The organism is Actinacidiphila yeochonensis CN732, assembly GCF_000745345.1.
GTDB classification, from domain to species: Bacteria; Actinomycetota; Actinomycetes; order Streptomycetales; family Streptomycetaceae; genus Actinacidiphila; species Actinacidiphila yeochonensis.
The window spans coordinates 4,653,905-4,679,013 of the sequence record NZ_JQNR01000005.1; the positions used below are offsets into that span (position 1 = coordinate 4,653,905).

Here is a 25,109-nt window from a genome sequence, read left to right on the forward strand (position 1 = left end):
ATGGCGCGCCGTACAACGTGCACGGTGTCCGATGTGGGGATTCGCACACCACCCGCGACCCCGCTGACCGGCTACGTTGCTCGACGTGAAGAGCAACCCGCCCCCCTCGGACCCGTTCGGGTGGATCGCCGAGCAGGACCGCGGCCGGCGCGCCGCCGGCCTGCGCCGCGAACTGCGCCCCCGCCCCGCCGACCAGCCGCTGCTGGACCTGGCGGGCAACGACTACCTCGGGCTGGCCCGCCACCCCGAGGTGGTGCGGGCCGGCGCGGACGCCTGCCTGCGCTGGGGCGCCGGCTCCACCGGGTCCCGGCTGGTCACCGGGAGCACCCGGCTGCACGCCGAACTGGAGGCGGAACTCGCCGCGTTCACCGGCTTCGAGGCGGCCCTGGTGTTCGCCTCCGGGTACGCCGCCAACCTCGCGGCCGTCACCGCGCTGGCCGGCGCGGGCACCCTCGTGGTCTCGGACGCGGCCAACCACGCCTCCCTCATCGACGGCTGCCGGCTCGCCCGCGGCGCCACCTCGGTGGTGCCGCACGCCGACGCGGACGCGGTGCGCAAGGCGCTCGACGGCCACCGCGGGCCGGCGCTGGTGGTCAGCGACGCCGTCTTCTCGGTGGACGGCGAGGCGGCGCCGCTCCCCGAACTGGCATCCTGTGTGCGCGCGTTCGGCGCTGCGCTGCTGCTGGACGACGCGCACGGGCTCGGCGTCGTGGGTCCGGAGGGGCGCGGCAGCGCCCACACGCACGGGCTCGCGGGGGCGCCGGACGTGGTGTGCACGGCCACCCTGTCCAAGGCGCTCGGCGCGCAGGGCGGCGTGGTGCTCGGCCCGGCGGCCGTCATCGAGCACCTGGTGAACGCCGCCCGCACCTTCATCTTCGACACCGGCCTGGCCCCGGCCGCCGCCGGGGCGGCGCTCGCCGCGCTGCGGCTGCTGCGCCGCGAACCCGAACGCGCAGGCCGCGCCCGGGCGGTGGCCCGTGCCTTCCACGAGCGGCTGACGGCGGCGGGGCTGCCGGCGGTGGAGCCCGACGCGTGCGTGGTGTCGGTCCGGGCACCGTCACCGGCCGCCGCGGCGCGATGGGCGGCCGACTGCCGTGCCGCGGGCGTGGCGGTGGGGTGCTTCCGGCCACCGTCGGTGAGTGACGGGATCTCGCGGTTGCGGCTGACCGCCCGCTGTGATCTGACGGAGGAGCAGATCGGTCTCGCCGTCGAGACGGTGGTCCGTACCGCGCCCGCCGGTTGAGACGCAGGCCGGACGGGCGGGGCGGGCGAGGGACGCTGACGGCCCGGAGCGGGCCGGCTGAGGGACCCGAGGGGCGTCGGTGGCCGCTGGAGGGCCCGGGCGCCCGCGGCGCGGCCGGCGCCGGGAGAGTGGACCTCCCGGCACCGGCCGCTCGGGCCGCGTCACCCCCGGGTGAACGACCCGTCGGCGGCGGACCGGACGAACTGCCCCCACGCGTCGGCTGTGAACAGCAGCGCGGGGCCGGCCGGGTCCTTCGAGTCGCGCACGGCCGTCAGGCCGGACCCGAGGTCCGCTGCCTCCACGCAGTTGTTGGCCGCGGTGCTGTGACTGCTACGCCGCCAACTCGCACCGGAAAGCGTCACGGCGGAGGCGATGAAACGGGGAAGCGCTGTCATGAAACCTCCTTACGGATGTCGGTGATCATTGCCGCCGACTCCTCCCGCGGAAGAGATCGGTCACTCAATCGGAGGAAGGCATCCGTGTAGGCCGCGATGTCCTCTTTCCGATCAACGTAGAGACTACTCGTCAAGTGGTCGACAACGACAACATCGAGATCAGCCGTGTTCGGAAACGAGAAGATGACGAAAGAATTCGTCAGTCCCTGGTGGCCGCCCGCGGAGAACGGCAGAACCTGCAAGTGCACCTGCGGAAGCCGGGTGGCCTGTTCGAGATGGGCGAGCTGCTCCGCCATCACCTCGCGCCCGCCCACCTCGCGCCGCAGCACCGCCTCGTCGAGCACCGCCCACAGCTCCAGCGGGTCGGCCTGGTGGAGCACGGCCTGCCTGGTTATCCGCACGTCCACCAGGGCGTCCGCCTCGCTCTGCGCCAGGCCCGGCATCACGTCCCGGGTCAGCGCGCGGGCGTACGAGCGGGTCTGGAGCAGGCCGGGCACCACGCTGTTCTCCATCGAACGGGCCCGGCAGGCACCGGTCTCCAGGGTGATGAAGTCGCGGTACTCCACGGGCAGCACGTCGCGGAAGTCGTGCCACCAGCCGCGCTGGTAGCCGTGGCCGGCCAGGGTGCTCAGCAGCTCGCGCACGTCGCGGTCGCGCACCGCGTACACGTCGAGGAGTACGGCCACGTCCTCGGCGCGCACCCCGCTGCGGCCGGTCTCGATGCGGCTGACCTTCGACTGGTGCCAGCCCGCAAGCTGCGCGGCCTCGCCGCTGGTCAGGCCGGAGAGGTCGCGCAGCCTGCGCAGTTCCTCCCCGAGTCTGCGCCGGCGCACGGCCGGAACTCGTTCCATTGTGGTTCGCGCCTCCTGGAGTCGGCGGGATGCGGTCGATCCCTCGGTACGGGTGCTTCGGGTCCGGTGGTGGCCGGCCCGGTCCCGGACCGATCCTCTGAGATACGCCAGTCTGCCGACCTGATGCGCTCTCCCGTAGCAGAGTTCACCGTTTCGAGCGACAGATATATGCATCGCACTCTGTGTCGCGCGCAATAGCGGCACGATGGACGACACTCTGGCGCGAACCGTCCGCATCCGGCCATCGGGTACGGCGACGCCCGCGCACCGGAGACCCGTCACGGCGGAAAGGAACAGCGTCGCCATGGCAGACCTGCAAGAAGCCGTCGTCACCCTGCCGAGTGCCCCGGCATCGGTGTCGGCGGCCCGGAGGTACGTGTGCGACCGGCTCGCCGAGTGGGGCCTGCCCTCCGACGCGCCGGCACTGGACTCGGTACGGCTCATCGTCTCCGAACTCGCCACCAACGCCGTCCTGCACACCTGCGGACGGTCGCCGGAATTCACCGTCCTGATGCGACTGGAGCACAGCGAGCGGCTGCACATCGGTGTGCGCGACCGCCACCCGCGCTGGCCGCGGCTCCAGCCCGCCGACGAGCCGGGGGAGGCGTGCCCCCTGGCGGACTTCGACCTCGACCCCTGCGCCCTCGACCCCGGAGATCTCGACCCCGGCGCCGGCTACGGCGGCGACCCGGGTGCCGGCGGGCGGGAGGACGGCGGCCGCGGCATGGTGATCGTCGGTCACCTCGCCGACGAGTCGGGCGGCGCGCTGCGGATCACCCCGACAGAGGAGGGCGGCAAGACCGTGTGGATCGTGCTGCCCTGGACGGTCCGCGTCCTGTGAGAGACGCGTCCGGTGGGCTGGTCCCGGCGGCGCGGCCGCGGATCACCCTCGGCGCACGCGCCGTTCCGGCCGTCGGCGGTCCGCCGCCTCGGCCCGCCCCCGACCCGCTCGCGGCGCGCCCAGGCGCCGGGCCGGCGCTCACGGGCGGGAGCGGCGCGCCCCGTTGCCCGAACCCTCGCCCAACCCGCCGGTCGGTCGGCCGCGTCGGCCGCGTCGGCCTATTCGGCTCTGTCCGACTCGTCGCGGTCCTCGCTCCCGTCCGCGGGCAGGAGCAGCACCTCCGCGCCCACCGGTACGAAGCCCGCGGCGAGGAAGGCCCGCAGGCTCGCGGCGTTGCCCGGCGCGATCTGCGCCCACAGGTACGGCCCCGGGCACAGGTGCCGTGCCGCCAGGGCCAGTTCGCGGCCCAGGCCGCGCCCCCGAGCCTCGGGTTCCACCTCGGCGGCCACCTCCCAGCGGCCGGCGACTCCCCGGCCGAGCAGCATCGTGGCGCCGGGCACCGTCCAGGCCCGGACGTCGTCGCGGTGCCGCAGCGCCCGGGTGATCCGGGGGTGCGCGCGGTCGGTCGTCTCCACCAGGGCGCCCGGCGGCGGTCCGGGCAGGGACGGGGCCGCGGCGAGCACGTCGACGTTGTTCACCACCCGCCCGGTGCGGGCCGAAAGCGCTGCCAGGAAAGGCGGGTTGAGGGGCGCCGAAAGGTCGCCCGGCGGCAGTGCGTCCCACAAGGGCGCGGCGTCCGCGGCGGTGGCCCGCGGGCCGAGGTCGGCGAAGACCACCGTGTGCGCGGTGAGGGCGAGTACCCCCGCGTCCCGCTGCGACGGCTGCGGTACGAACTCCACCGCGCCGTCCGGCGGCGGGAACACGCCCCGCGCCGCCAGCTCCAACACCTCTCCCAGTACGGCGCGTCCACCCTCGCCCGCGTCCATCCGGCGTCCTCCCCCGTGGTATCCGCGTGGTATTCGGCGCCTGACCGCCTCGGGACCGGCGGACTCATGCTGCCATGGTGCCAAGAGACTCGGACGCGCCCGCTGACGGGTGGCGTCGGCCCGAACCGCTCCCGGGCGGCCGGGCGGCCGGGCAGGCGGCCGAGCGGGCGACGGCACCTCGGCCCCGGCGGCGGGCCCCGCCCGACCCCCGTGCCGTGTGCCGGGCCGAGCCACCCCGGGTGGCCGAGCCGACGCGGCACGCTGTGCCCCACAGCCGGCGGGCCCACCGCGCGGGGCGCCGCGGCCACCGGCCCGCACCGGGGCGCGCGTCGCGTTCTGCGGCTGCCCTTCGCGTCGTCGGGGCTGCGGGCGGCCGCCGGTGCCGCGTGCGGCTCCGCCCCGCCCGGCACGGGCCGAACGGCCGGGGCTGCGGGCTGCGGGACGCGCTGGCCCTGCGCCGCCGACTACCCGTGGAGGGGACCGCTGATGGAGGGCACTTCAGGTGGTCACCCGGCCGTACCACACCGCCCGGGTCCAGATGTGTTCCAGCCGGACCGACGCACCGGTCTTGGGAGCGTGCCAGATATTGCCGTGCCCGGCGTAGATCCCCACGTGGTAGACGGAGGAACCGGACGAGCCGGAGTGGAAGAACACCAGGTCGCCCTTCTTCCGGGAGCGCGCCGAGATGTGCTTGGTGCGGTTGTACTGCTGCGCCGCCGTGCGCGGCAGGGTCTTGCCGGCCCGCTTGAACGAGTACATCGTCAGCCCCGAGCAGTCGAAGCGGTACGGGCCGGTGGCGCCCCACTGGTAGAGCGCCCCCTTCTTCGACGCCGCGATCCCCAGGGCCCTGGCGCCCAGGGCGGCGGCGTCCGCGTGCTGCGCGGCACCCGGCAGCAGGCAGGGGACGGCCACGGCCGCCGCGGTCAGGAGGGAGGCGGCGCCGAGCCGTGAGAGCCGCGAGGGGGCCGGCGCGGAGCAGAGGCGGTTGGGCGTGGACATGCGCAACCCTTCGTCATCAGCTTGCGAAGGATGACCTGTCGGGTTCGAGCTGGCGAAGAGATGCCCGGCCGCGTGGTGCGGCTTCACCCCAAGGGCCGCCGGTGCGCCTGGCCGGCGCGCTCCGGTACGGGCCCGTCGTGCTGGGTCCTCCGCTCCTGCCGTTGCACTCGTGTCGACCTGGCATCCGGACGGCGGCAGGACTGGGCGTCCACCCGGACCGCCCCGCCACGGCGGCGGGGGCTTGTCGTCACCACGGATCGTTACGCACGCACCCTCTCCGCGGCGGCACAGAAACGCCCTGTGTGACACTCGTCACAACCCCGCCGTCCAGGTGGAATACGTCCGCCGGGCTCCGGTTCCGCACTCGCTCCGAGCCGTTGACCTGGTGCGACTCCTGCCCGATGGGCGAAGTCCAGTCGACACGCGCAAGAGGGGGCACCGCCGCGGGCGCCGACCCGGTACGCCATCGGGTGGATCGGCGACCCCCCGGCCGGGCGCGTCGCCGGTCACGCGGCGGTACGACGAGCCCGGTCGGGGGGGCCTTCCGGCGGTCCGGTGGGCGCGGCGAGGGGCCGCGTGCCACCCGTGATTCACCCGGGCGGCGGAGCGGCCGCCTCCGGCGGCACGGTCACGCGCGCCGCGCGCCGCTCCCCGTCCAGCACCCGCAGCGCACGCGCCAGTGTCGCCTCGTGCAGGCGGGACTCGCCCCGCACGTGCATCACCGTCAGCGCCTCACGCAGCGCCACCGCCCGCGCGGCCAGGGCCTGGGCTGCCCGCAGCGCCGCGTAGGTGTCGGTGCAGCGGGCGGGGTTGATCCGCCCGAGCTGGTCGACCACATCGAGGTAGCAGTCGATCAGCTCACCCTCGGCGCGGGTGAGCGCGGGCAGCGGAGTCGGCTCGGGCCGGGGCATCTCCGGGACCACGGGAGGTCACCGCGCGGGGCCGAGAGGGGTGGTCTTGCGGCTGGCCGTCACCTGGTCCACCAGGCCGTAGGCCAGGGCGCCCTGGGCGTCGAGGATCTTGTCGCGCTCGATGTCCGCGGCCACCTGCTCCTGCGTCCGGCCGGTGTGCCGGGCCAGCAGCACCTCCAACTGCTCCCGGGTGCGCAGCAGCTCCTTGGCCTGGAGCTCCAGGTCGGAGACATCGCCCTGGACCGCCTCGGACAGCGACGGCTGGTGGATGAGGACGCGGGCGCCCGGGGTGATCATCCGCTTGCCGGGGGCGCCGGCCGCCAGCAGCACCGCGGCCGCCGACGCGGCCTGGCCGATGCACACGGTGGCCACGTCGCAGGTGACGAACTGCATGGTGTCGTAGACCGCGGTCATCGCGGAGAACGAGCCGCCGGGCGAGTTGATGTAGAGGTTGATGTCCTGCTCGGGCGCGGAGCTCTCCAGGTAGACGAGCTGGGCCATCACGTCGTTGGCCGAGGTGTCGTCGATCGGCGTGCCCAGGAAGACGATCCGCTCCTGGAGCAGCTTGGAGTACGGGTCCATCGTGCGCTCGATCCCGCTGCTGCTGCGCTCGGTGAACTCGGGCAGCACGTAGCGGGCTTCGGCGGACCGGACGGCGGCCGCCCCGGGCGGTACGAGGGGAGCCGGACCGTCCGTGGTCCAGGCGGACGCACCGGACGGGCCGGACGCACCGCGCCGGTCGGCGGGAGGGGAGGACGAGGACGGGCGGTAGGGCACAGCGCACACCTCCATCGATTCAAAATGTACAGGACGTACATCTCGTTATGATGGTGAGCATGGCTCACGACGTCCCAGTGACACAAGCGCGCGCGCAGCTCGCCGAGCTCGTCAACCGCGTGGTCTACGGCGGTGAACAGGTGGTGCTGACCCGCCACGGCAAGCCCCTCGTCGCCCTCGTCTCCGCGGCTGACCTGGAACGACTGCGCGAGCTCGACGCCCGGGCCGAAAGCCTGACGACCAGTGTGCTCTCCTCCGTGGAGGCCCCGGTGTCCGCCAGGGGCGAACGCCAGCGGTTCGGCATCGCCGCCGAGCAGCGCGGCGCGCCGGCGGGCGACCGCCGCCCGTAACACGCGTTCATCCCGGTGAAACCGCGCGGACGTAACCTCACGGCTCCCGACACCGACCGGGCTCCCCGGCCGGTCCCGGAGACGGCGAGGTGCTGCGGTGCGGTTGACCCCCCAGGAGCAGGAGCGGCTGCTCGTCCACGTGGCCGCCGACGTCGCCGAGCGGCGGCGGGCGCGCGGCCTGCGGCTGAACCACCCCGAGGCCGTCGCGCTGATCACCGCGCACGTCCTCGAAGGCGCCCGCGACGGACGCACCGTCACCGAGCTGATGGCCTCCGGCCGCACCGTGCTCGGCCGCGCCGAGGTCATGGAGGGCATTCCCGAGATGGTGGATCGGGTGCAGGTCGAGGCGACCTTCCCGGATGGCACCAAGCTGGTCACCGTCCACCAGCCGATCGTCTGAGGGGGATGCCGTGATTCCCGGGGAGATCCTGCCGGCTTCCGACCCGCTGCCGCTCAACGCCGGACGGCCCGTCACCCGGCTGACCGTGCTCAACGCCGCCGACCGGCCCGTCCAGGTCGGCTCCCACTACCACTTCGCCGAGGCCAACCCCGGCCTGCTCTTCGACCGCGGCGCCGCCCGCGGGCAGCGGCTGCACATCGCGGCCGGGACCGCTGTGCGCTTCGAGCCCGGCATCCCGGCCGAGGTCGAGCTGGTGCCGATCGCCGGCCTGCGGATCGTCCCCGGCCTGCGCGGGGAGACCGCCGGACCGCTCGACACCGCCGACCGGGACGCCGCGAACCCTTCCGCCGACGCGAACCCCGCCGGTGCGGGCGTTCCGGGCGGGACGGGCGGGATGGGGACCGCCGCCGGGGCAGCCGATGTCCAGCGGCCCGAGCGGGACGGAGCCCGGGATGCCTGACCTCGACCGGGCCGTGTACGCCGGCCTCTACGGACCCACCACCGGCGACCGTGTCCGCCTCGCCGACACCGACCTGCTCGTCGAGGTCGAACGCGACCTGGCCGGCGGCCCCGGACGGGCCGGCGACGAGGCGGTGTTCGGCGGCGGCAAGGTCATCCGCGAGTCCATGGGACAGGGCCGCGCCACCCGTGCCGACGGCGCGCCCGACACCGTGATCACCGGCGCCGTCGTCCTCGACCACTGGGGCGTCGTCAAGGCCGACATCGGCATCCGCGACGGCCGGATCGCCGCCCTGGGCAAGGCCGGCAACCCCGACACCATGGACGGCGTCCACCCCGACCTGGTGATCGGCCCCGACACCGAGGTGATCGCCGGCAACGGTCTCATCCTCACCGCCGGGACCGTCGACGCGCACGTCCACTTCATCTCGCCCACCCTCGTCACCCAGGCCCTGGCCTGCGGGGTGACCACCCTCGTCGGCGGCGGCACCGGACCCGCCGAGGGCACCAAGGCGACCACCATCACCCCCGGCCGGTGGCATCTGGAGCGGATGTTCGCCGCGCTGGACGGCCAGCCGGTCAACATCGGGCTGCTCGGCAAGGGGAACACCGTCCACCAGCCCGCGCTGGAGGAGCAGTTGCGGGCCGGCGCCGTCGGCTTCAAGATCCACGAGGACTGGGGCGCCACCCCCGCCGCCATCGACGCCTGCCTGCGGGTTTGTGAACGCTCGGGCGCCCAACTCGCCCTGCACACCGACACGCTGAACGAGGCCGGCTTCGTCGAGGACACCCTCGCCGCCATCGCGGGCCGCACCGTCCACGCCTACCACACCGAGGGCGCGGGCGGCGGCCACGCCCCCGACATCATCACCGTCGTCTCCCAGCCGCACATCCTGCCGTCCTCCACCAACCCCACCCGCCCGCACACCGTCAACACCGTCGAGGAGCACCTCGACATGCTGATGGTCTGCCACCACCTCAACCCCGCCGTGCCCGAGGACCTCGCCTTCGCCGAGTCCCGCATCCGGCCCACCACCATCGCCGCGGAGGACGTGCTCCACGACCTCGGCGCCATCAGCATCATCAGCTCCGACTCCCAGGCCATGGGCCGGATCGGCGAGATCGCGCTGCGCACCTGGCAGACCGCGCACGTGATGAAGCGCCGCCGCGGCGCCCTGCCCGGCGACGGCCGCGCCGACAACCTCCGCGCCCGCCGCTACGTCGCCAAGTACACCATCAACCCGGCCATCGCCCAGGGCATGGACGGCGAGGTCGGCTCCGTCGAACCGGGCAAGCTCGCCGACCTGGTCCTGTGGGAGCCGGCGTTCTTCGGCGTGAAACCCCGACTCGTCCTCAAGGGAGGACAGATCGCCTACGCGCAGATGGGCGACGCCAACGCCTCGGTCCCCACGCCCGAACCCGTCCTGCCCCGGCCGATGTTCGGCGCGACCGGCGCCGCGCCCGCCCGCAACTCCGTCAACTTCACCACCCAGGCGGCCCTCGACGACGGGCTGCCCGAACGCCTCGGCCTGGCCAAGCCGTTCACGGCCGCCCACGGCACCCGCGGGATCACCAAGGCGGACATGCGGGAGAACGACGCGCTGCCCCGGGTGGAGGTCGACCCCGACTCCTTCACCGTGCGGATCGACGGCGAACCCGTGGAGCCCGCCCCGGCCACCGAACTGCCCATGACCCAGCGGTACTTCCTCTTCTGAAGGACGCCGTGACGACCACCGGGAACGGTCCCGCCCCGCAGCCGGCGGCCCGCGCCGCCCTGCTGCTCCTGGCCGACGGCCGCTTCCCGGCCGGCGGGCACGCCCACTCCGGCGGAGTGGAGGCCGCGGTGGCCGCCGGACGGGTGCGCGACGCGGCCACGCTCGCGGACTTCTGCCGCGGCCGGCTGCACACCACAGGACTGGTCGCCGCCGCACTGGCCGCGGCGGCGACCGCCGGGGCCGACCCCACCGCCCTCGACACGGCGGCCGACGCCCGCACCCCCTCCGCCGCGCTGCGCGCCTCCTCCCGCCGACTGGGCCGCCAACTGCTGCGCGCCGCACGGACGGTGTGGCCCGCGCCGACGCTGGAAGCGCTCGCCGCGGCCGCTCCCCGCGGCCTCCACCAGCCGGTCGTGCTCGGTGCCGTGGCGGCCGCGGCCGGCCTCCAGCCGCACGACGCCGCGCTCGCCGCCGTGCACGACAGCACCACGACGCCCGCCACCGCCGCCGTGCGGCTGCTCGGCCTCGACCCCTTCCACGCGGCGGCCGTGCTGGCCGATCTGGCCGCCGAGGTGGACGAGGTCGCCGAGCGGGCCGCCCGCTGCGGGCTGCGCGCCGCCACCCACGGCCCGGCCGCGCTGCCGGCGGCCTCCGCCCCGCTGCTGGACCTCACGGCGGAGGCGCACGTCCGCTGGCCGGTCCGGCTCTTCGCGTCATGACCCGCCGCGCCGCCCGAACACACGGCCTCGCCCCGCGAACCGAGCCCGCGGCGGCCCTCGCCGACGTCATGCCGCTCGGCCTCCGGACCGGCTCCGACGGCCCCACGGCCCGGCGAAGGGGCCCGACCCGACGACCCCCGGTCCGAAGAGCAGCGACGACGTCCGACGTGACGACGTCCGACGCGAAGGGGTCGGACGCGAAGGGGGCGGACGCGAAGGAGTCCGACGCGAAGAGGTCCGACCCCGAGCCGTTCGGTACGAAGCCGTTCGGTACGAAGCCGTTCGACCCGGCCCGTGTCCGGCGGACGGGGCCCACCGAGAGGAGCAGACGATGCACCGTGACCACCCCGAGGTGTTCCCCGAGCGGTACGCCGCCGGCGTGCCCGAGGGCGGGCGGGCGCTGCGGATCGGGCTCGGCGGCCCGGTCGGCTCCGGCAAGACCGCCACGGTGGCGGCGCTGTGCCGGGCCCTGCGGGACCGGCTGCGGATCGGCGTGGTGACCAACGACATCTACACCCGCGAGGACGCCGACTTCCTGCTGCGGCAGGCCGTACTGCCGCCCGAGCGGATCACCGCCGTCGAGACCGGGGCCTGCCCGCACACCGCCATCCGCGACGACATCTCCGCGAACCTGGAGGCCGTCGAGGAGCTGGAGGAGGCGGTGGGCCCGCTCGACCTGGTCCTGGTCGAGTCCGGTGGCGACAACCTCACCGCCACGTTCTCCCGGGGCCTGGTCGACGCGCAGATCTTCGTCATCGACGTGGCCGGAGGTGACGACATCCCGCGCAAGGGCGGCCCCGGCGTCACCACCGCGGACCTCCTCGTCGTCAACAAGACCGATCTCGCCCCGCACGTCGGCGCCGACCTGGCGCGGATGGCGCGCGACGCCGTCGCCCAACGCGGAACCCTGCCCGTCGTGTTCACCTCCGTCCGGGCCGCGGGCGGCATCGACCCGGTGACCGCCTGGGTCGGGGAGCGGCTCGCCGCGTGGTCCACGGCGCACGCGTGACCGGCACGCTCGCCGGGAGCGTCGCGGCGGGAAGCGGCGTCGCGGACCACGGCGCGGGGGATCGCGGTGTGACGGGTCACGGCGCGGCGGATCGCCGGCCCGCAGGGGTGCGGGCCGTGGCACGGATGCGGGCCGAGCCGGACGGGCGGGGCGGCACCGTGCTGCCGCTGCTGGCGGGGGAGGGGCCGCTCGCGCTGCGCCGCACCCGGGCCGTGGGGGACGGCGCGCACGTCACCGTCGTCGGTGCGATGTCCGCGCCGCTGGGCGGGGACCGGCTGCGGATCGAGGCCGAGGTGGCGGCGGGCGCCCGGCTGACCGTGGGCGCCTCGGCGGCGACGGTGTCCCTGCCGGGCCCCCACGGGGAGCGGGCCGGGTACGAGGTGCGGCTGCGGGTGGGTGAGGGAGCCGTCCTGCGCTGGCTGCCGGAGCCGGTGATCGCCGCCCGGGGCAGCGACCTGCGGACGGCCACCACCGCCGACATCGCCCCGGGCGGCTGTCTGGTGCTGCGCGAGGAGCAGGTGCTGGGCCGGCACGCCGAACCGTCCGGCCGGCTCGAAGCCCGTCTCACCGTGCGTCACGCCGGCGCGGACCTGCTCGACCAGGAGCTGCGCTTCGGCCCCGGAACCGCACCCGGTTGGGCGGGGCCGGCGGTGCTCGGCGGCCACCGCGCCGTCGGCCAGCTCCTGCTGGCGGCGCCGGAGCCGGTCCTCGCGGCGGTCCTGGCCTCGGCGGACGAAGCGGGCACGGCGGTGACGGAGGACGGCCCGGACGGCGCCGGCCTGGCGGCCCTCACCCCGCTGGCCGGTCCGGCGCTGCTGGCCACCGCGCTCGCCGTGGACGGCCGCCGGCTGCGCCGCCTGCTCGACGCGTACCTGGCACTGTTCGACGCGGCGGTGCGCTCCTGGTGAGAGACACGGCCATCGGACCGACGGTCGCCCCGCCTGCCCGCCTGCCCGCCTGCCCGCCTGCCCGCCTGCCCGCCTGCCCGCCTGCCCGGCCCACCTGAGTGCCCGGACGTGTCCGGAGGTGCCCCGACCCTGCCCAGCGCTCTCCGCGCTGACGGAACGTGAAGCCTGTGGTTCGGCCGTCACGGGGTGACCGCCAGCTCCAGGTAGGCGGCGAACAGGACGAGGTGCACGCCGCCCTGGAGGACGGTCGCCCGGCCGGGGACCACCGTCAGGGTGCTCACCACCAGCGTCAGGGTCAGCAGCACCATGTCCGTGGGGTCCAGGCCCAGGACGAGGGGGCCCGACATCCAGAAGGAGGCGACCGCGACCGCCGGCACCGTCAGGCCGATACTCGCCATGGCCGAGCCCAGCGCGAGGTTGAGGCTGGTCTGCACCTGGTCCCGCCGGGCCGCCCGGAGCGCCGCGATCGACTCGGGCAGCAGCACCAGCAGCGCGATGATCACGCCGACCACGGCGTGCGGCAGCCCGACGGCGGCCACCCCGGTCTCGATGGTGTGCGAGACGCTCTTGGCCAGGCCCACCACACCCACCAGCGCCAGCGCGAGCAGCACCAGGCTGGCCAGCACCCGGCGGCGGGACGGCTGTGCCACCTCCTCGTGCCCGTCGCCGGCCGCGCCGTGATCGCGGCTGACGGGGAGGAAGAACTCCCGGTGCCGCACCGTCTGCGTGGCGACGAACAGCCCGTAGAGCGCCAGCGACGCGACCGCCGCGAAGACCAGCTGGGACGAGGAGAACTCCGGCCCGCGCCGACTGGTGGTGAACCTCGGCAGCACCAGGCTGAGGGTGGCGAGCGTGCCCACGGTCGCCAGCGCGCCGCCCGTCCCCTCCGGCTGGAACACCGCCAGCCGGTGCCGCAGCGCGGCCATCGTCAGGCACAGGCCGACGATCCCGTTGCAGGTGATCATCACAGCGGCGAAGACGGTGTCGCGCGCCAGAACGGGCCCCTTGGAACCGCCGTCGGCCATGAGGGTGACGATCAGCGCCACTTCGATCACCGTCACCGCGACGGCCAGCACCAGCGAGCCGAACGGCTCCCCCACGCGGTGGGCGATCACCTCGGCGTGGTGCACCGCGGCCAGGACGGCCCCCGCCAGCACCACCGAGGTGACCGCCACCACCGGGACGGACAGCGAGCGCCCCCACACGGCTGCCAGGAGGGCGACCGCCAGCACCGGGGCCGCCACGGTCCACCGCGCGGCGAGGGATCGCAAGCGCTCGGCCATGCCCCGATGCTCCACCGCCGCCGCGCCCACGGCGACTCCGGCGCCCCCAGCCGGGGGTGCGGCGCCGCTCCGGCGCGGCTGCGGCGGACGGCGGACCGCACCGGGCCCACCGGGCTGTCTGGGTTGCGGACCGCTGCCGCGCGTCTGCCGACGTGACAGGCACCCGCTTCCGCGGCAGCCCGAGCGGCCCCGCGAGGCCGAGCATCCGACTGCTCAGGGCAGCCGGGCCGGCGGCCCTCCGGCGGCGGCCAGCTCGTCGACGAGAGCGCGGGCCAGGTCCGACGGCCGGTGCGCGGTGAGCACCTCCACGCGGTGGACGAGGCGCGGTTCGACCAGGGGTACCGCGCCGTCGCCGGCCACCGAGCGGGGGAGCAGGGCCAGACCCTGGCCTGCCTCGGCGAGGGCGCGCAGGGCGGTGGGGTCGGCGCCGTCGCAGTGGACGGAGACGGGGAACCCGCCGCCGGTCGCGGCCCGCAGGGGCGCCAGCGGAACAGCCCCGGAGGCGTCCAGCCAGAGCGCGTCGGCCAGGTCCGCCAGCCGCAGCCCGGCGCGTCCCGCGAGCGGATGGCCGGGCGGCAGCACCACGCACAGCGGCTCCTCACTCGCGGATGTCACCCGGAGCCCGGCCGCCCCGGTACGCGCAGCGGATCGGTGGGCGCGGCCACCCCGGCGACGAACCCGACGTCCAGCGCACCCGCGCCGCCGCCCGCACCCGTACGTGCGCCCGTCCCCTGGTCCGCTGCCTCGCTCTCGCGCTCCGGCGCGAGCAGGTCCCGCACCACCCCCGCGGTGTCCGCCCAGCGCACCGAGACCCGCGCCCGCGGCGCACCCGCCCGGACCCGGGCCAGCGCCCCGGCCGCCGCCGGGCCGAAGGCCAGCGGCGCGGCTCCCAGCGCGAGGCGGGCCCGCGGCGAGCGGGCCACCCGCACCACGTCGGCGCGGGCCGCGGCGAGTCGGGCGAGCAGCGGTCCGGTGTGGTCGAGCAGGCGCGCGCCGGCCTCGGTGGGCACCACGGGGCGGCGGCTGAGCAGCGGGACGCCGAGGTCGGCCTCCAGGGCGGCGATGTGCTGGGAGACGGCCGACTGCGTGTAGCCGAGCGCGCGGGCGGCGGCCGAGAACGAGCGCAGCCGAGCGACCTCCCCGAAGGTGCGCAGCAGATGCGGGTCCATGGTCATCAGTATCCCTGATGGACCGGCAGCAAATCATCGTTGGACGTGATGTGCTGACGGGGCCGAGGATCATCCGTATGACGACCCCGACGACCGCCTCCCCGTCCGACGCGGCCGGTCCCGCCGCCTGTCCCGCCCTCCCGCCCCGGCCCGCGCGGATCGCCCTCGTCGGCGACCGCAGCGCCTCCGTCCGCTCCCACCAGCGCGTACCCGGGCTGCTCCGCGCCCTGCGGGACCGCCACGGGCTGCCCGTCGACGGCTACTGGGTCCCGACGCCCGACGCCGAACTCCCGGGCGCCGTCGCGGGGTTCGACGCGGTGTGGCTGCTGCCGGGCAGCCCGTACCGCAGCGAGTCCGGTGCCCTCGGCGCGGTGCGGGCCGCCCGGGAGGAGGGCGTCCCCTTCCTCGGTACCTGCGGCGGGTTCCAGCACGCGCTGCTGGAGTTCGCCAGGAACGTGTGCGGTCTCACCGGCGCCCGGCACGCCGAGAACGACCCCGAAGGCGACCCCGACGACCTGCTCATCGCCCCGCTGACCTGCTCGCTTGCCGGCCGGGAGGGCAGGCTGCGCACCGTACCGGGCAGCCTTGCCGAACGCCTTCTCGGCAGCCGGGAGACCGTGGAGCGCTTCCACTGCGCCTACGGGCCGGTCCCCGGACCCCTGCCGCGCCTGGAGGCGGCCGGGCTGCGCTTCACCGCCCACGACCCGGACGGTGAGCCCCGGGCCGCCGAACTCCCCGCCCACCCCTTCTTCCTGGCCGCGCTCTTCCAGCCGGAGCTGGCCGGCGACGGCACCGTCGCGCACCCCTTCGTCCGAGGACTGGCCGAGGCCGCCGTCCGACACGCCGCCGCACGGCCCTGACGCCCCTCCCGCGACGGACGCGCACCCGCCCATGGTCCACGGCAGCGGACGGCGGCCGTCTGGCAGACTGCCGTGATGGACGCTCGCGACGACGCCCCCGGCCCGGCAGGCGGCGGCGGTGTACCCGGCAACGGTTCGGCGGGGTGCGAAGGCCCGGTGGCGGAGGGCAGGTACGCGCGGGTGGAGCGGGAGCGGCGGTTCCTGATGGGGCGGGCTCCGGAACCCGCGGCGGCCGTCACCGTCCGCTCCATCACCGACCGGTACCTGGACGGCACCCGTCTGCGGCTCCGGTATGTCCAACACCTTGATGGACGGCGGGAGTTCAAACTCACGCAGAAGATCCCGGCCGGACGGCCCGGCCCGGTCCAGGGCCTGATCACCAACACCTACCTGTCGGCCGACGAGTACCGGGTGCTGGCCGCGCTGCCGGGCGCGCTCCTGGCCAAGCGGCGCTGGAGCGTACCGCCCCTCGGCGTCGACGTGTTCGAGGGCGCTCTGCGCGGACTGGTGCTGGCCGAGGTCGAGTTCGCCGACGACGTCGAGGCCGCGGCGTTCACGCCCCCGCCCGGGAGCGTGGCCGAGGTGACGGACGACCAGCGCTTCACCGGCGGCCGGCTCGTCCGCACCGCACGCCCCGAACTGCTGCGATGGATGGCCGGGTTCGGCCTCGACGCCGACACCGCCGCGCGCTGAGCCCGTCACCGCGAAGCCTCCGCCGGCACCCGCGAAAGCAGGGAATCGACGGTTCGTCATCAATCGGCCACCGGTGTCCGGGGTGGAGCCGAGGTGTGGCCGACGAGCGCCACGGGCCGGGCCGTCAGGCCCGGTCCGTCGCCCGGTGTCGGCTGTCTTAGAGCCCCGTTCAGTCCGCGACTGGCTCCACGCGGGGCTGTGCGAAGCGCTGGTAGTCCTTCGTGTCGAGCGCCAGCGAACGGTCCAGCCGGGCCGCGTTGAAGAAGATCTCCTCGTTCTCCAACAGGTCCGGATCGACGACGAGTTCCAGCTTCTCGTCGAACGAGAACGGCAGCACCGTGCCGCTCACGCTGCCGGCCAGCCGCTCGGCGGCCTCGCGGGCGGCGAAGGAGACGTACGTCCCCTCCAGCAGCGCCTTCACGGCGTTGAGATCCACCCGCCGGTCGCCGGGCACCACGGCGAGCACGTAACGGGTCACCTTCTTGCCCACCTTGACCATCACCACGATGCACTTCGCGGCCTGTGCGAGGGAGTTGCCGCGCAGCTCGCTCACCCGCTCGGTGCCGCCCTCCGGTTCGTGGTCGATGACGCGGTACAGGGCGCCCTGCTCGTCCAGTAGCGCGACCAGCCGGTCGTACGTCTCGTGCTCGCTCATGCCCGTCCTCGGGATCGTGTCGGGTCCTCCGTGCGGGGGGGGCTCATCGCGCGAACGTGTCGGCGAACGCGGCCCGGGCGGGGGAGTCCCCGCGCCGGTCCAGCACCGCGAACACCGCCTCGTCCACGGCCTGGTGGAAGCGCCCACCGGGCCGCAGCAGCGCGGCGAAGGCCGCCGCTACCCTGGCGGGGTCGTTGCGGAACACCCCGCAGCCCCACGCGCCCAGCACCAGCCTGCGGTAGCCGCATCCCACGGCCACCTCCAGCACCCGCTCGGCGCGTGCGTCGAGCGCCGGCCCCAGCAGCTCCGCCCGCTCCGGCATCGTACGCCGCACCACCCCGGCGTTCGGCGCGGGCGAGGTGAGGAAGCCCGCGCTGAACGGCTCCGCGAGCAGCCGGCCGCGGTCGTCGCGGAACACCGGTACGGCGGGGGAGTGGATCACCCGGTCGCTGTAGAAGGGGTCCCGTACCTCGCGGTGGTGGCCGTAGAACTCCGGCACCCGCAGCAGGCAGGGGTACAGCGCCGAGCTCCGGCACAGCGCCTCCTCCTGCGCCTGCGCGCCGTTCACGTAGCCGCCACCGGGGTTGCGGGCCGAGGCGAAGTTCAGCACCGCGAGCGCACCCGACCGGGTCCCGCCGCCGTGGACGAGGCGCCGCGCCGCGGCCGTACTGCTCTCACCGGTCACCGTGCACACCGTCCCCGGCCCCGCCCTCGGTCCTGCCGCCGGACCGTCCAGCGGCACCGGCTCGGGCCCGAACAGCCGCGTGCCCGCTGCCGCTTCGGCCAGCGCCCCGCCCACCTCGTGCCATCGCCCGTCCGGGCCGGTGTACCCGCCCTCGGTGAAGATCCGCTCGTTCTCCCGGGCGATGCTCCGCAGTCGCGCGCTCATGGCGGCCCACCGTACGGTCCGGCCCCCACCTGCGGCGACCTCTTTTCCCGGGGCCGGGCGGCGGCACGGGCGGCCCCCGCTCCTCCGCCCCGGGCCTGACGGCCGGCCGCCCATCCCGGTCGAGAGGAGCCCGCGCCGGAACCGTGAGATAGTCGGGGAACCCGCGCGGTCCGCGGGCACGGGCCGCGGCGGTGCCCGTCACGCACGCGGAAGCGCCCACCTGTGGGAGGAAACCGTGCAGGTGTCCCGCCCGGCCGTGCGGCTGACCGTCATCGTCAACGAGAGCGACCGCTACCACCGCGGGCCGCTCTCGGACGAGATCGTGCGCCGCGCCCGCGAGGCGGGTCTGCCCGGGGCCGCTGTCTTCCGCGGGGTCGAGGGGTTCGGCTCGTCCTCGCTCATCCACACCGACCGGCTGCTGTCGATGAGCGAGGACCTGCCGGTGGCCGTCGTCATCGTGGACGACGAGGAACCGATCCGGCGCTTCGTCCGGCAACTGGACGAGATCGGTGTCGGCGGCCTCGTCGTCCTCGACGCGTGCGAGATCACCCACCACGTCCCCGACCGGCCCGAGGGCGGCTCGTCGGAGGCGGGGCTCTGAGCCCGGCGGGCCCGGAACGTCCGAGGACCACCACCCCTTCTCCCCCTGGGGGACGAGATGCCGATCAGCACCACCGCGGCCCGACTGACCGTCCACCTGTCGGGATCGGCCATGTGGCACCACCGGCCCGCGTACGTCGAGATCGTGCACCGGGCGCTGCACGCGGGCCTCGCCGGGGCCAGCGCCTTCCGTGCCGTCGAGGGGTACGGACGGCACCTGCGGGTCCACCAGGAGCACGTGAGCCGCCTCTCCCACCACGACTCGACCGTTGTGGTCGTCGTGGAGGAGGAGCAGCGCCTGCGCGACTTCCTCGCCGGCCTCTCCGACATCCTCGAAGTGACCGGTGTCGCCGTCGTGGACCCCGTCGAACTCCACCACCCCCGGTCGGCGTGAGCCCGCGGCCGGCTCCCGCGCCACGAACGCGCGCCCCTGGCCCCCGCCGCGACCCCGGGCCGGCCGCCTTGCACCGTGCGTAAGTCGCGATATAGCGTGTTGGCGCCCACCCGCCGTCTGGAGGTCCTCCGTGTCCGAGCCGTCCCCGGCACCGCCGTCCCCCGCACCGTCCGGTGAAGCGCACCTGCGGGCGTCGGACGACGAGCGCGAGTACACCGCCGCCCTCCTCGGCGACGCCCTCGCGGCCGGCCGGATCACCGTGGACGAGCACGCCGACCGCCTGGATTCGGTCTACGCCGCCCGCACCCGCGGCGAACTCGCGCCGCTCACCGCGGACCTGCCCGAACCGCGTCCGGGCGCCGACCTCGCCGTCCCCGGCGACGACGCGCCGGTCATCGCCCTCTTCAGCAAGGTGCGGCGCTCCGGGCAGTGGCCCGTACCCGCGCACACCGTGGTGCGGGCCCGGTTCGGCGCCGTCTTCATAGACCTGCGGCAGGCCGTCTTCACCCGCCGCGCCGTGGTGATCGACGCCGGCTCCTTCTGCGGCAAGGTCGAGATCCTCGTCCCCGACAACGCCGAGGTCTACGACACCGGTTCGGCCGTCTTCGGCAAGCGCTCCGGGGGCGGCCGGCGCGACGAGAAGGCCGGCGAGGGCCCGGTGATCCGGGTCACCGGGCGCTCCGTCTTCGGCCACGTCCGCGTCATGCGCGGCTTCAGGTGGCCCTGGCGGGAGAACCGCTGACGCGTCGGGGGTTCTCCCGCCAGGATCGCTGACGGCTCGCCGGCGGGCCCGGGCCCGGGTCAGGGTCCGGGCCCGGGTCAGGCGGCGCGCCGCTCCAGCCAGCGGTCCTCGGCCGCGTAGTCGAAGAAGTCCAGCGCCGCCGCGCCCCGGGGGAACACCGTCCGCCAGTCCGCCCCGCGCACCGCGTCCGCCAGCCACGCCACGGTCTCCGGCAGCGACTCCTCGTAGGTGGTCACCGCCTGGTAGCCCAGCGCCCGGGCCGCCTCCGACATGTCCATCACCAGCGGGTACGGGAGCGCCCACGGCGAGTCGCCCACCGCGCCGACCGGCGGAGGCCCGTCCACCAGCACCGTCTCGGAGCCGTGGCCCATGACCGCGTCGATCGCCGCGCCGATCTCCGCCACCGTCGGCACCCGCGGGTCGCCCGCGTTGAGCACCCGCGAGCCGGGGGTGCGGGCCGCCAGCCGGACCAGTTCGGCGAGGTTCGCGGTGTGCGCCGGGTGGAAGCGGCTGCCGCCGCCGTGGGCGAGGACGCGGACCGGGCGCTTGTCCAGGGCCCGCTGGACGAAGAACAGCTCGCGCGGGATCGGGCTGTGCGGGCCGTGGACCGCGCCGGCCCGCAGCGGCGTCGTCGGCAGCCGGTCGCCCGCCGCCAGCAGCTCCCGCTCAAGCTCCACCTTGCGGGTGCCGTACGTGTCCGGGCCCGGCGCCACGGTGGGCTGGGCCTCGGGCACGGGCACCGGGTAGCGGGGGAAGCCGTCCGGCTCCTCCTGGGTGTCGAAGCCCCGGCCGGCGTCGTCCACGTAGACCGCGGCGCTGGAGACCACCACGGCCGAGCCGATCCGGTCGGCCAGCGACAGCAGCTGCCGAGCGTCGGCGCCGTCGTAGGCCACGCAGTCCAGCAGGACGTCGCAGCCCTCGCCGAGCGCGGCGGCCAGTGCCCCGGTGTCGGCGCGGTCGACCCGCACCGTCCGCACCCCCGGCGGCCACCCCTCGTCGGCGCCGCCGCCCCGCGAGGCGGCCGTCACCTCCCAGCCGTCCTCCGCGAGAGTCCGTACGGCCCGTCGGCCGATCTGTCCCGAAGCGCCGATCACGAACGCGGTTCCTGTCATGGTCGGACGCTACGCCCCGAGCCGTCCCGGACGGCAGGGCCGTTCGCCCGGCGCGAATCCGCGCCGGGCGAAAACCGGGCGCGGCGGGACGCGGGGCCGGGAGAGCCTCCTACGCGTCGGGGTCGCGCGCGATCCAGCCCGGTGAATCGAGCCGGATCGCACCGTCCCCGACGAGCGGTCGGAGCGTCTCCTCAAGCGCTGAGAGTGATGCCGCCCCCACCTGCTCCTCCCACTGCGCACGCAGCTCCTCGAAGATCGCTTCGCCCTGTCGTAGCAGCGCCAGTCCGTGCTCGGTGACGCGAAGTCGCGTCCGTCGACGGTCGGCCGAGTCGGGTCGGCGCGCCACGTAGCCGCGTTCCTCCAGCGCGGCGATCGTCTTGGCGGCCGCTTGCCTGGTCACCGACATTCTGCGGGCGAGCTCGGTGGCGCTGTCGGCGCCGGACAGGATCGCGTGGAGGGCGAAGTCGTGCACCGGCCGTACGTCCTCGAACCCGCGCTCGGCGAGTTCCGCGGTGGCTCGATCCGCCAGGGTGCGGAATCCGGCGAGCAGGAGGAGGGCGAGGTCGGCGCCTGATCTGGACATGCGGCCAGCATATGGCCACTTTTGACATGGGCAACCTGGTTGCCTACTTTGGTTGGCAACCAGGTTGCCTAATGGGGAGCTTCCCGTGACCACGACCACGCCATCCGGCGCGACCCTTCCCGGCGTCGCGCATCACCTCGCCGACGTCAACGGAACACAACTGCACTACGTCTCCGCCGGTACCGACGGCTCTCCGATCCTGCTGGTGCACGGCTGGCCGGAGACCTGGTGGGCGTTCCGCAAGCTGATTCCGCCGCTCGCGCGGGCCCACCGGGTCTTCGCCGTCGACCTCCGCGGGTTCGGCGACTCCAGCAACGCCGACACCGAGTACGGGGAGGCGGTCGCGGCCGAGGACCTGCACCATCTCGTCGAGCACATCGGCGCGGGCCCCGTCCACATCCTCTGCCAGGACATCAGCGGCGGCACGGGCTTCCGCTTCGCGGCAACGCACCCCGAGGACGTCATCAGCTTCACCGGAGTCGAGACGGCCCTGGCCGGTTTCGGACTCGAGGCTCTCGCCGACGTGAACAACCACGGCTCCTGGCACGTCGGATTCCTCAGCACCCCGGGGGTGGCCGGAATGCTCCTGCCGGGCCACGAGCGCGAACTCCTGGCCGACTGGGCCTTCCCGCTGATGAACGGGACGGAGGGCTCCATCGGCGAAAGCGACGTCGAGGAGTTCGTTCGGAGCTACGCGCGCCCGAACGCCTGGCGAGGTACGGAGGGCCTCTACCGAGGCGTTCTCGCCGATGGCGGCGCGACCAGGGCTCTGGCCGAGTCGCACCCGATCACCGTCCCGGTGCTCACCGTCGAGGGTGCCGGCGGGAGAGGGATCACCGAGACGACCTTCCGCCAGGTGAGCGCCGGCGAGGTCACGTCGGTGCGTCTTGAGGGGGTCGGACACCTGATCGCACAGGAGGCTCCCGAAGCGCTCGCGGCCGCGATCCTGGAGTTCACCGCGAGGGTCGACAACACGTAGGCCCGAGCGGCGTCGGCTCTGGTCGCCGCCCCGGCGAGGCGAGAGGGACGCCGGCCGGACGCCCCGGCCGTGGCGCCGCGGCGAGCCCCGACGCCGTCCCGGCCCCTCCCCGCCGCCGCGCCGCCCCGCCCGCCGGGCGGCAGAACGCCGGCGCCCGGGCTGAGCCCGGACGCCGGCGCGGCGGCGGATCGGAGACGGCGGCGGATCCGAGACGGCGAAGGGGGGAGGAGTCAGCCCTGGCCGCTGCGCGCCCGCAGCGACGCCAGGTAGGCGTTGTACGCGGCCAGCTCCGCGTCACCGTCCCGGTCCGCGGCCCGGTCCTTGCGGCGCTCGTGGCGCTTCTCGGTGACGTACCACTGGAAGAGCAGCGCGATCAGCACCACCACCGAGGGGACCTCGCTGAACGCCCACGCGATGCCGCCGGCGGAGGTCTGGTCGCTGAGCGGGTCCACCCCGAGCGAGGCCGGCGGGTGCTCGAACGTCGAGACCATCGGGGAGCTGGCCATCATCAGCGCGATGCCGAAGAACGCGTGGAAGGGCATGCCCGCGAAAAGCTCCAGCATCCGCATCACGTAGCCGGGCCGGTGCGGGCCCGGGTCCACGCCCATGATCGGCCAGAAGAAGACCAGGCCGACCAGGAGGAAGTGCACCATCATCGCGATGTGCCCGGCCTCGCTCCGCATCAGCGTGTCGAAGATCGAGGTGAAGTACAGCCCGTACAGGCTCGCGATGAACAGCGGAATGGTGAACGCCGGATGCGTGATGACCCGCATGTAGCGGCTGTGCAGCAGCTTCACCAGCAGCTCGCGCGGGCCGAGCCGCCCCCGCCCGGCGGCCGGCAGCGCCCGCAGCGCCAGTGTCACCGGCGCGCCCAGCAGCAGCAGGATCGGCGAGAGCATGCTGAGGATCATGTGCTGCACCATGTGCACGCTGAACATGGCCATGCCGTACGTGTTGAGCTTGGTGCACATCGTCAGGCCGATGGTCACCACCCCGGCGGCGAAGGCCACGGTCCGCCCCACCGGCCAGGCGTCGCCGCGCAGCCGCAGCCGCACCACCGCCGTGCCGTACAGGACGAGCAGAACCACGCACAGCGCCAGGAAGAACGGGTCGCCGCCGAAGGCCAAACCACGGCCGAGGGTGAAGGGCGGCAGCTCCGCCGGCATGCCCGGCATGCCTGGCATCGCCAGCCCCACGTGTTCCATCTGCTGTCCCTTCGACCGCCCGCCGGGCCCGATCTGCCCGGGTCCACCCTAGAACCGCCCCCCGCCGCCTCAGCGGCCGGGGGCGGGCACACCGCCGCGCGGCGCGCCGGGTCAGCGGTGCGGGGAGGTCACAGGACGCACTCGGCCTCGGTGTACCGCTCGGCCGGCACGGTCTTGAGCTGCTCGACCGCCTCGGCGAGCGGGACGAGGGAGATCTCGGTGCCGCGCAGCGCCGTCATCATGCCGAACCGGCCGCTGTGCACGGCCTCCACCGCGTGCCAGCCGAACCGGGTGGCCAGCACCCGGTCGTAGGCGGTCGGGGTGCCGCCGCGCTGGACGTGGCCCAGTATCACCGGCCGGGCCTCCTTGCCGAGGCGCTGCTCCAGCTCCACCGACAGCTGGTTGGCGACCCCGGAGAACCGCTCGTGGCCGTAGACGTCGGTCGGGCCGGAGGAGAACTCCATCGTGCCCTCGCGCGGCTTGGCGCCCTCGGAGACGACCACTATGGCGAACCGCTTGCCCGCCTCGAAGCGCTTGCCGACGACGTCGGACAGCTCCTGCACGTCGAACGGACGCTCCGGGACGACGATCGCGTGCGCGCCCGCGGCCATGCCGGAGTGCAGCGCGATCCAGCCGGTGTGCCGGCCCATCACCTCGACGATCAGCACCCGCTGGTGCGACTCGGCGGTGGTCTTCAGCCGGTCCAGGGCCTCCGTGGCCACCGTGACGGCCGTGTCGAAGCCGAAGGTGACGTCGGTGGAGGCGATGTCGTTGTCGATCGTCTTGGGCACGCCCACGATGGGCAGGCCCGCGTCCGACAGCAGCCGGGCGGCCTTCAGCGTGCCCTCGCCGCCGATCGGGATGATCGCGTCCAGGCCCAGGTCGCGCACGTGGCCGCGGGCCTGCTCGACACCGCCTCGCAGGTGCGCCGGCTGGACCCGGGAGGACCCGAGGATGGTGCCGCCGCGGGCCAGGATGCCGCCCACGGCGTCCAGGTCCAGCTTGCGGTAGTCGCACTCCAGCAGGCCCTTCCACCCGTCGTGGAACCCGATGACCTCGTCCCCGTGGTCGACCACGGCGCGGTGCACCACGGAACGGATGACGGCGTTGAGTCCGGGGCAGTCCCCGCCGCTGGTCAGGACACCAATACGCATTGCTCTCGCTACTCCCGCAACTCAACCGGAACTCAACCGGACGGCCGGACTCCGTCGTCCGGGTGGACCGCAGCACAGCTTACCGAGCGGTCGCCGGACGCCTTCACTGCGACCGTAGTGCGGACACCTGGCGGACATCCGAAGGAAACCTGAACAGTGGGCGGCGCCGACCGGGGGCGGGGGTGGCCGCGACTCGGGACAGGTCGCCCACGGCCGCCGGAGCGTCTGGCGAAAGGCCAGTTCAGGGTGGTGGAAACAGCGGCGGCGCCGGCCCCGGGAGGGGTGCCG

29 protein-coding genes and 1 pseudogene are annotated in these 25,109 nt (G+C 74.8%); 15 read left to right on the forward strand and 15 right to left on the reverse strand.

Annotated features, from left to right (window positions below; translation table 11 throughout):
- Positions 1-85 precede the first annotated feature (85 nt).
- Complete coding sequence (locus BS72_RS30895) at positions 86-1,243, forward strand: 8-amino-7-oxononanoate synthase (RefSeq protein ID WP_037918480.1); 1,158 nt, start codon at positions 86-88, stop codon at positions 1,241-1,243.
- Between the two features lie 161 nt (positions 1,244-1,404).
- Here BS72_RS30895 and BS72_RS30900 read toward each other — a convergent pair whose 3' ends face one another.
- Entirely contained in the window at positions 1,405-1,638 is a 234-nt protein-coding gene (locus tag BS72_RS30900) for a DUF397 domain-containing protein (protein WP_037915229.1), read from the reverse strand.
- Positions 1,635-2,489 carry a helix-turn-helix domain-containing protein gene (locus BS72_RS30905; protein ID WP_037915230.1) on the reverse strand — a complete coding sequence of 285 codons (855 nt, stop codon included), beginning with the start codon at positions 2,487-2,489 and terminating at the stop codon, positions 1,635-1,637. Before BS72_RS30905 ends, BS72_RS30900 begins: the two co-directional genes overlap by 4 nt.
- A 304-nt stretch (positions 2,490-2,793) precedes the next feature.
- Between BS72_RS30905 and BS72_RS34965 the strand changes: the two genes are divergently transcribed.
- Positions 2,794-3,330, forward strand: a complete 537-nt coding sequence (locus BS72_RS34965) for an ATP-binding protein (RefSeq protein ID WP_037915232.1) — start codon at positions 2,794-2,796, stop codon at positions 3,328-3,330.
- 218 nt (positions 3,331-3,548) lie between these two features.
- Here BS72_RS34965 and BS72_RS30915 read toward each other — a convergent pair whose 3' ends face one another.
- From BS72_RS30915 to BS72_RS30930, 4 genes are all read right to left on the reverse strand, one after another.
- Positions 3,549-4,256: a GNAT family N-acetyltransferase gene (locus BS72_RS30915; protein WP_051951865.1), complete on the reverse strand. Its 708-nt coding sequence runs from the start codon at positions 4,254-4,256 to the stop codon at positions 3,549-3,551.
- Positions 4,257-4,754: 498 nt separating this feature from the next.
- Positions 4,755-5,255, reverse strand: a complete 501-nt coding sequence (locus BS72_RS30920; protein WP_037915234.1) for a C40 family peptidase — start codon at positions 5,253-5,255, stop codon at positions 4,755-4,757.
- Positions 5,256-5,845: 590 nt separating this feature from the next.
- On the reverse strand, positions 5,846-6,166 hold the full coding sequence (locus BS72_RS30925) for a hypothetical protein (protein WP_037918486.1): 321 nt from the start codon (positions 6,164-6,166) through the stop codon (positions 5,846-5,848).
- An 18-nt stretch (positions 6,167-6,184) separates the two neighbouring features.
- Positions 6,185-6,958 (reverse strand): ATP-dependent Clp protease proteolytic subunit, encoded by a 774-nt coding sequence (locus tag BS72_RS30930; RefSeq protein WP_078901775.1) that lies wholly within the window; start codon positions 6,956-6,958, stop codon positions 6,185-6,187.
- 44 nt (positions 6,959-7,002) lie between these two features.
- Between BS72_RS30930 and BS72_RS30935 the strand changes: the two genes are divergently transcribed.
- The 7 genes and pseudogenes from BS72_RS30935 to BS72_RS30965 all read left to right on the forward strand — a co-directional run bounded on the left by BS72_RS30935 (position 7,003) and on the right by BS72_RS30965 (position 12,503).
- On the forward strand, positions 7,003-7,293 hold the full coding sequence (locus BS72_RS30935; RefSeq protein ID WP_037918492.1) for a type II toxin-antitoxin system Phd/YefM family antitoxin: 291 nt from the start codon (positions 7,003-7,005) through the stop codon (positions 7,291-7,293).
- 97 nt (positions 7,294-7,390) lie between these two features.
- Complete coding sequence (locus tag BS72_RS30940) at positions 7,391-7,693, forward strand: urease subunit gamma (protein WP_037915236.1); 303 nt, start codon at positions 7,391-7,393, stop codon at positions 7,691-7,693.
- A gap of 10 nt (positions 7,694-7,703) precedes the next feature.
- Positions 7,704-8,009 (forward strand): annotated as a pseudogene (locus tag BS72_RS30945) (urease subunit beta); the annotation flags it as partial.
- 136 nt (positions 8,010-8,145) lie between these two features.
- A complete protein-coding gene (locus BS72_RS30950) occupies positions 8,146-9,867 on the forward strand; it encodes an urease subunit alpha (RefSeq protein ID WP_037915239.1) in 1,722 nt (573 codons plus the stop codon).
- Between the two features lie 8 nt (positions 9,868-9,875).
- Entirely contained in the window at positions 9,876-10,586 is a 711-nt protein-coding gene (locus tag BS72_RS30955) for an urease accessory protein UreF (RefSeq protein ID WP_051951866.1), read from the forward strand.
- Between the two features lie 331 nt (positions 10,587-10,917).
- Positions 10,918-11,595, forward strand: a complete 678-nt coding sequence (gene ureG / locus BS72_RS30960; protein WP_037915241.1) for an urease accessory protein UreG — start codon at positions 10,918-10,920, stop codon at positions 11,593-11,595.
- Between the two features lie 125 nt (positions 11,596-11,720).
- Positions 11,721-12,503 carry an urease accessory protein UreD gene (locus BS72_RS30965; RefSeq protein ID WP_051952078.1) on the forward strand — a complete coding sequence of 261 codons (783 nt, stop codon included), beginning with the start codon at positions 11,721-11,723 and terminating at the stop codon, positions 12,501-12,503.
- 179 nt (positions 12,504-12,682) lie between these two features.
- On the opposite strand, the gene BS72_RS30970 is transcribed toward BS72_RS30965, so the two are convergent.
- The 3 genes from BS72_RS30970 to BS72_RS39700 all read right to left on the reverse strand — a co-directional run bounded on the left by BS72_RS30970 (position 12,683) and on the right by BS72_RS39700 (position 14,955).
- Positions 12,683-13,786 carry a calcium:proton antiporter gene (locus BS72_RS30970; protein WP_037918504.1) on the reverse strand — a complete coding sequence of 368 codons (1,104 nt, stop codon included), beginning with the start codon at positions 13,784-13,786 and terminating at the stop codon, positions 12,683-12,685.
- Positions 13,787-13,999: 213 nt separating this feature from the next.
- Positions 14,000-14,371, reverse strand: a complete 372-nt coding sequence (locus tag BS72_RS39695; protein ID WP_322942562.1) for a LysR family transcriptional regulator substrate-binding protein — start codon at positions 14,369-14,371, stop codon at positions 14,000-14,002.
- A 26-nt stretch (positions 14,372-14,397) separates the two neighbouring features.
- Entirely contained in the window at positions 14,398-14,955 is a 558-nt protein-coding gene (locus BS72_RS39700) for a LysR family transcriptional regulator (RefSeq protein WP_322942563.1), read from the reverse strand.
- A gap of 77 nt (positions 14,956-15,032) precedes the next feature.
- On the opposite strand from BS72_RS39700, the gene BS72_RS30980 reads away from it, so the two are divergent.
- Both BS72_RS30980 and BS72_RS30985 read left to right on the forward strand, forming a co-directional pair.
- Positions 15,033-15,815, forward strand: coding sequence for a CTP synthase C-terminal region-related (seleno)protein (locus BS72_RS30980; RefSeq protein ID WP_078901777.1), 783 nt, complete (start codon positions 15,033-15,035; stop codon positions 15,813-15,815).
- Between the two features lie 75 nt (positions 15,816-15,890).
- Positions 15,891-16,508: a CYTH domain-containing protein gene (locus BS72_RS30985; RefSeq protein WP_232792590.1), complete on the forward strand. Its 618-nt coding sequence runs from the start codon at positions 15,891-15,893 to the stop codon at positions 16,506-16,508.
- A 169-nt stretch (positions 16,509-16,677) separates the two neighbouring features.
- On the opposite strand, the gene BS72_RS30990 is transcribed toward BS72_RS30985, so the two are convergent.
- Together BS72_RS30990 and BS72_RS30995 are read right to left on the reverse strand one after the other, a co-directional pair.
- Positions 16,678-17,163, reverse strand: coding sequence for a YbaK/EbsC family protein (locus BS72_RS30990; protein ID WP_037915243.1), 486 nt, complete (start codon positions 17,161-17,163; stop codon positions 16,678-16,680).
- A gap of 43 nt (positions 17,164-17,206) precedes the next feature.
- Positions 17,207-18,052, reverse strand: coding sequence for a TIGR02452 family protein (locus tag BS72_RS30995; RefSeq protein ID WP_037915245.1), 846 nt, complete (start codon positions 18,050-18,052; stop codon positions 17,207-17,209).
- A 241-nt stretch (positions 18,053-18,293) separates the two neighbouring features.
- Between BS72_RS30995 and BS72_RS39015 the strand changes: the two genes are divergently transcribed.
- The 3 genes from BS72_RS39015 (at position 18,294) to BS72_RS31010 (ending at position 19,788) form a co-directional block, all read left to right on the forward strand.
- Positions 18,294-18,653, forward strand: coding sequence for a DUF190 domain-containing protein (locus BS72_RS39015; RefSeq protein ID WP_407639034.1), 360 nt, complete (start codon positions 18,294-18,296; stop codon positions 18,651-18,653).
- A 57-nt stretch (positions 18,654-18,710) separates the two neighbouring features.
- On the forward strand, positions 18,711-19,046 hold the full coding sequence (locus BS72_RS31005) for a DUF190 domain-containing protein (RefSeq protein ID WP_037915250.1): 336 nt from the start codon (positions 18,711-18,713) through the stop codon (positions 19,044-19,046).
- Between the two features lie 130 nt (positions 19,047-19,176).
- Positions 19,177-19,788: a DUF1707 SHOCT-like domain-containing protein gene (locus BS72_RS31010; RefSeq protein ID WP_232792591.1), complete on the forward strand. Its 612-nt coding sequence runs from the start codon at positions 19,177-19,179 to the stop codon at positions 19,786-19,788.
- A gap of 77 nt (positions 19,789-19,865) precedes the next feature.
- On the opposite strand, the gene BS72_RS31015 is transcribed toward BS72_RS31010, so the two are convergent.
- Both BS72_RS31015 and BS72_RS31020 read right to left on the reverse strand, forming a co-directional pair.
- The gene (locus BS72_RS31015; protein ID WP_037915253.1) at positions 19,866-20,900 is read right to left on the reverse strand and encodes an NAD-dependent epimerase/dehydratase family protein; all 1,035 of its coding nucleotides are present in this window, start codon (positions 20,898-20,900) and stop codon (positions 19,866-19,868) included.
- A gap of 109 nt (positions 20,901-21,009) precedes the next feature.
- Complete coding sequence (locus tag BS72_RS31020; RefSeq protein WP_037915255.1) at positions 21,010-21,483, reverse strand: MarR family winged helix-turn-helix transcriptional regulator; 474 nt, start codon at positions 21,481-21,483, stop codon at positions 21,010-21,012.
- A gap of 85 nt (positions 21,484-21,568) precedes the next feature.
- Between BS72_RS31020 and BS72_RS31025 the strand changes: the two genes are divergently transcribed.
- Entirely contained in the window at positions 21,569-22,462 is an 894-nt protein-coding gene (locus tag BS72_RS31025; protein WP_037915258.1) for an alpha/beta fold hydrolase, read from the forward strand.
- Between the two features lie 230 nt (positions 22,463-22,692).
- On the opposite strand, the gene BS72_RS31030 is transcribed toward BS72_RS31025, so the two are convergent.
- Complete coding sequence (locus BS72_RS31030; protein ID WP_037915261.1) at positions 22,693-23,667, reverse strand: cytochrome c oxidase assembly protein; 975 nt, start codon at positions 23,665-23,667, stop codon at positions 22,693-22,695.
- A 128-nt stretch (positions 23,668-23,795) separates the two neighbouring features.
- Positions 23,796-24,821, reverse strand: a complete 1,026-nt coding sequence (locus BS72_RS31035; RefSeq protein ID WP_037915264.1) for a 6-phosphofructokinase — start codon at positions 24,819-24,821, stop codon at positions 23,796-23,798.
- Positions 24,822-25,109: the final 288 nt, after the last annotated feature.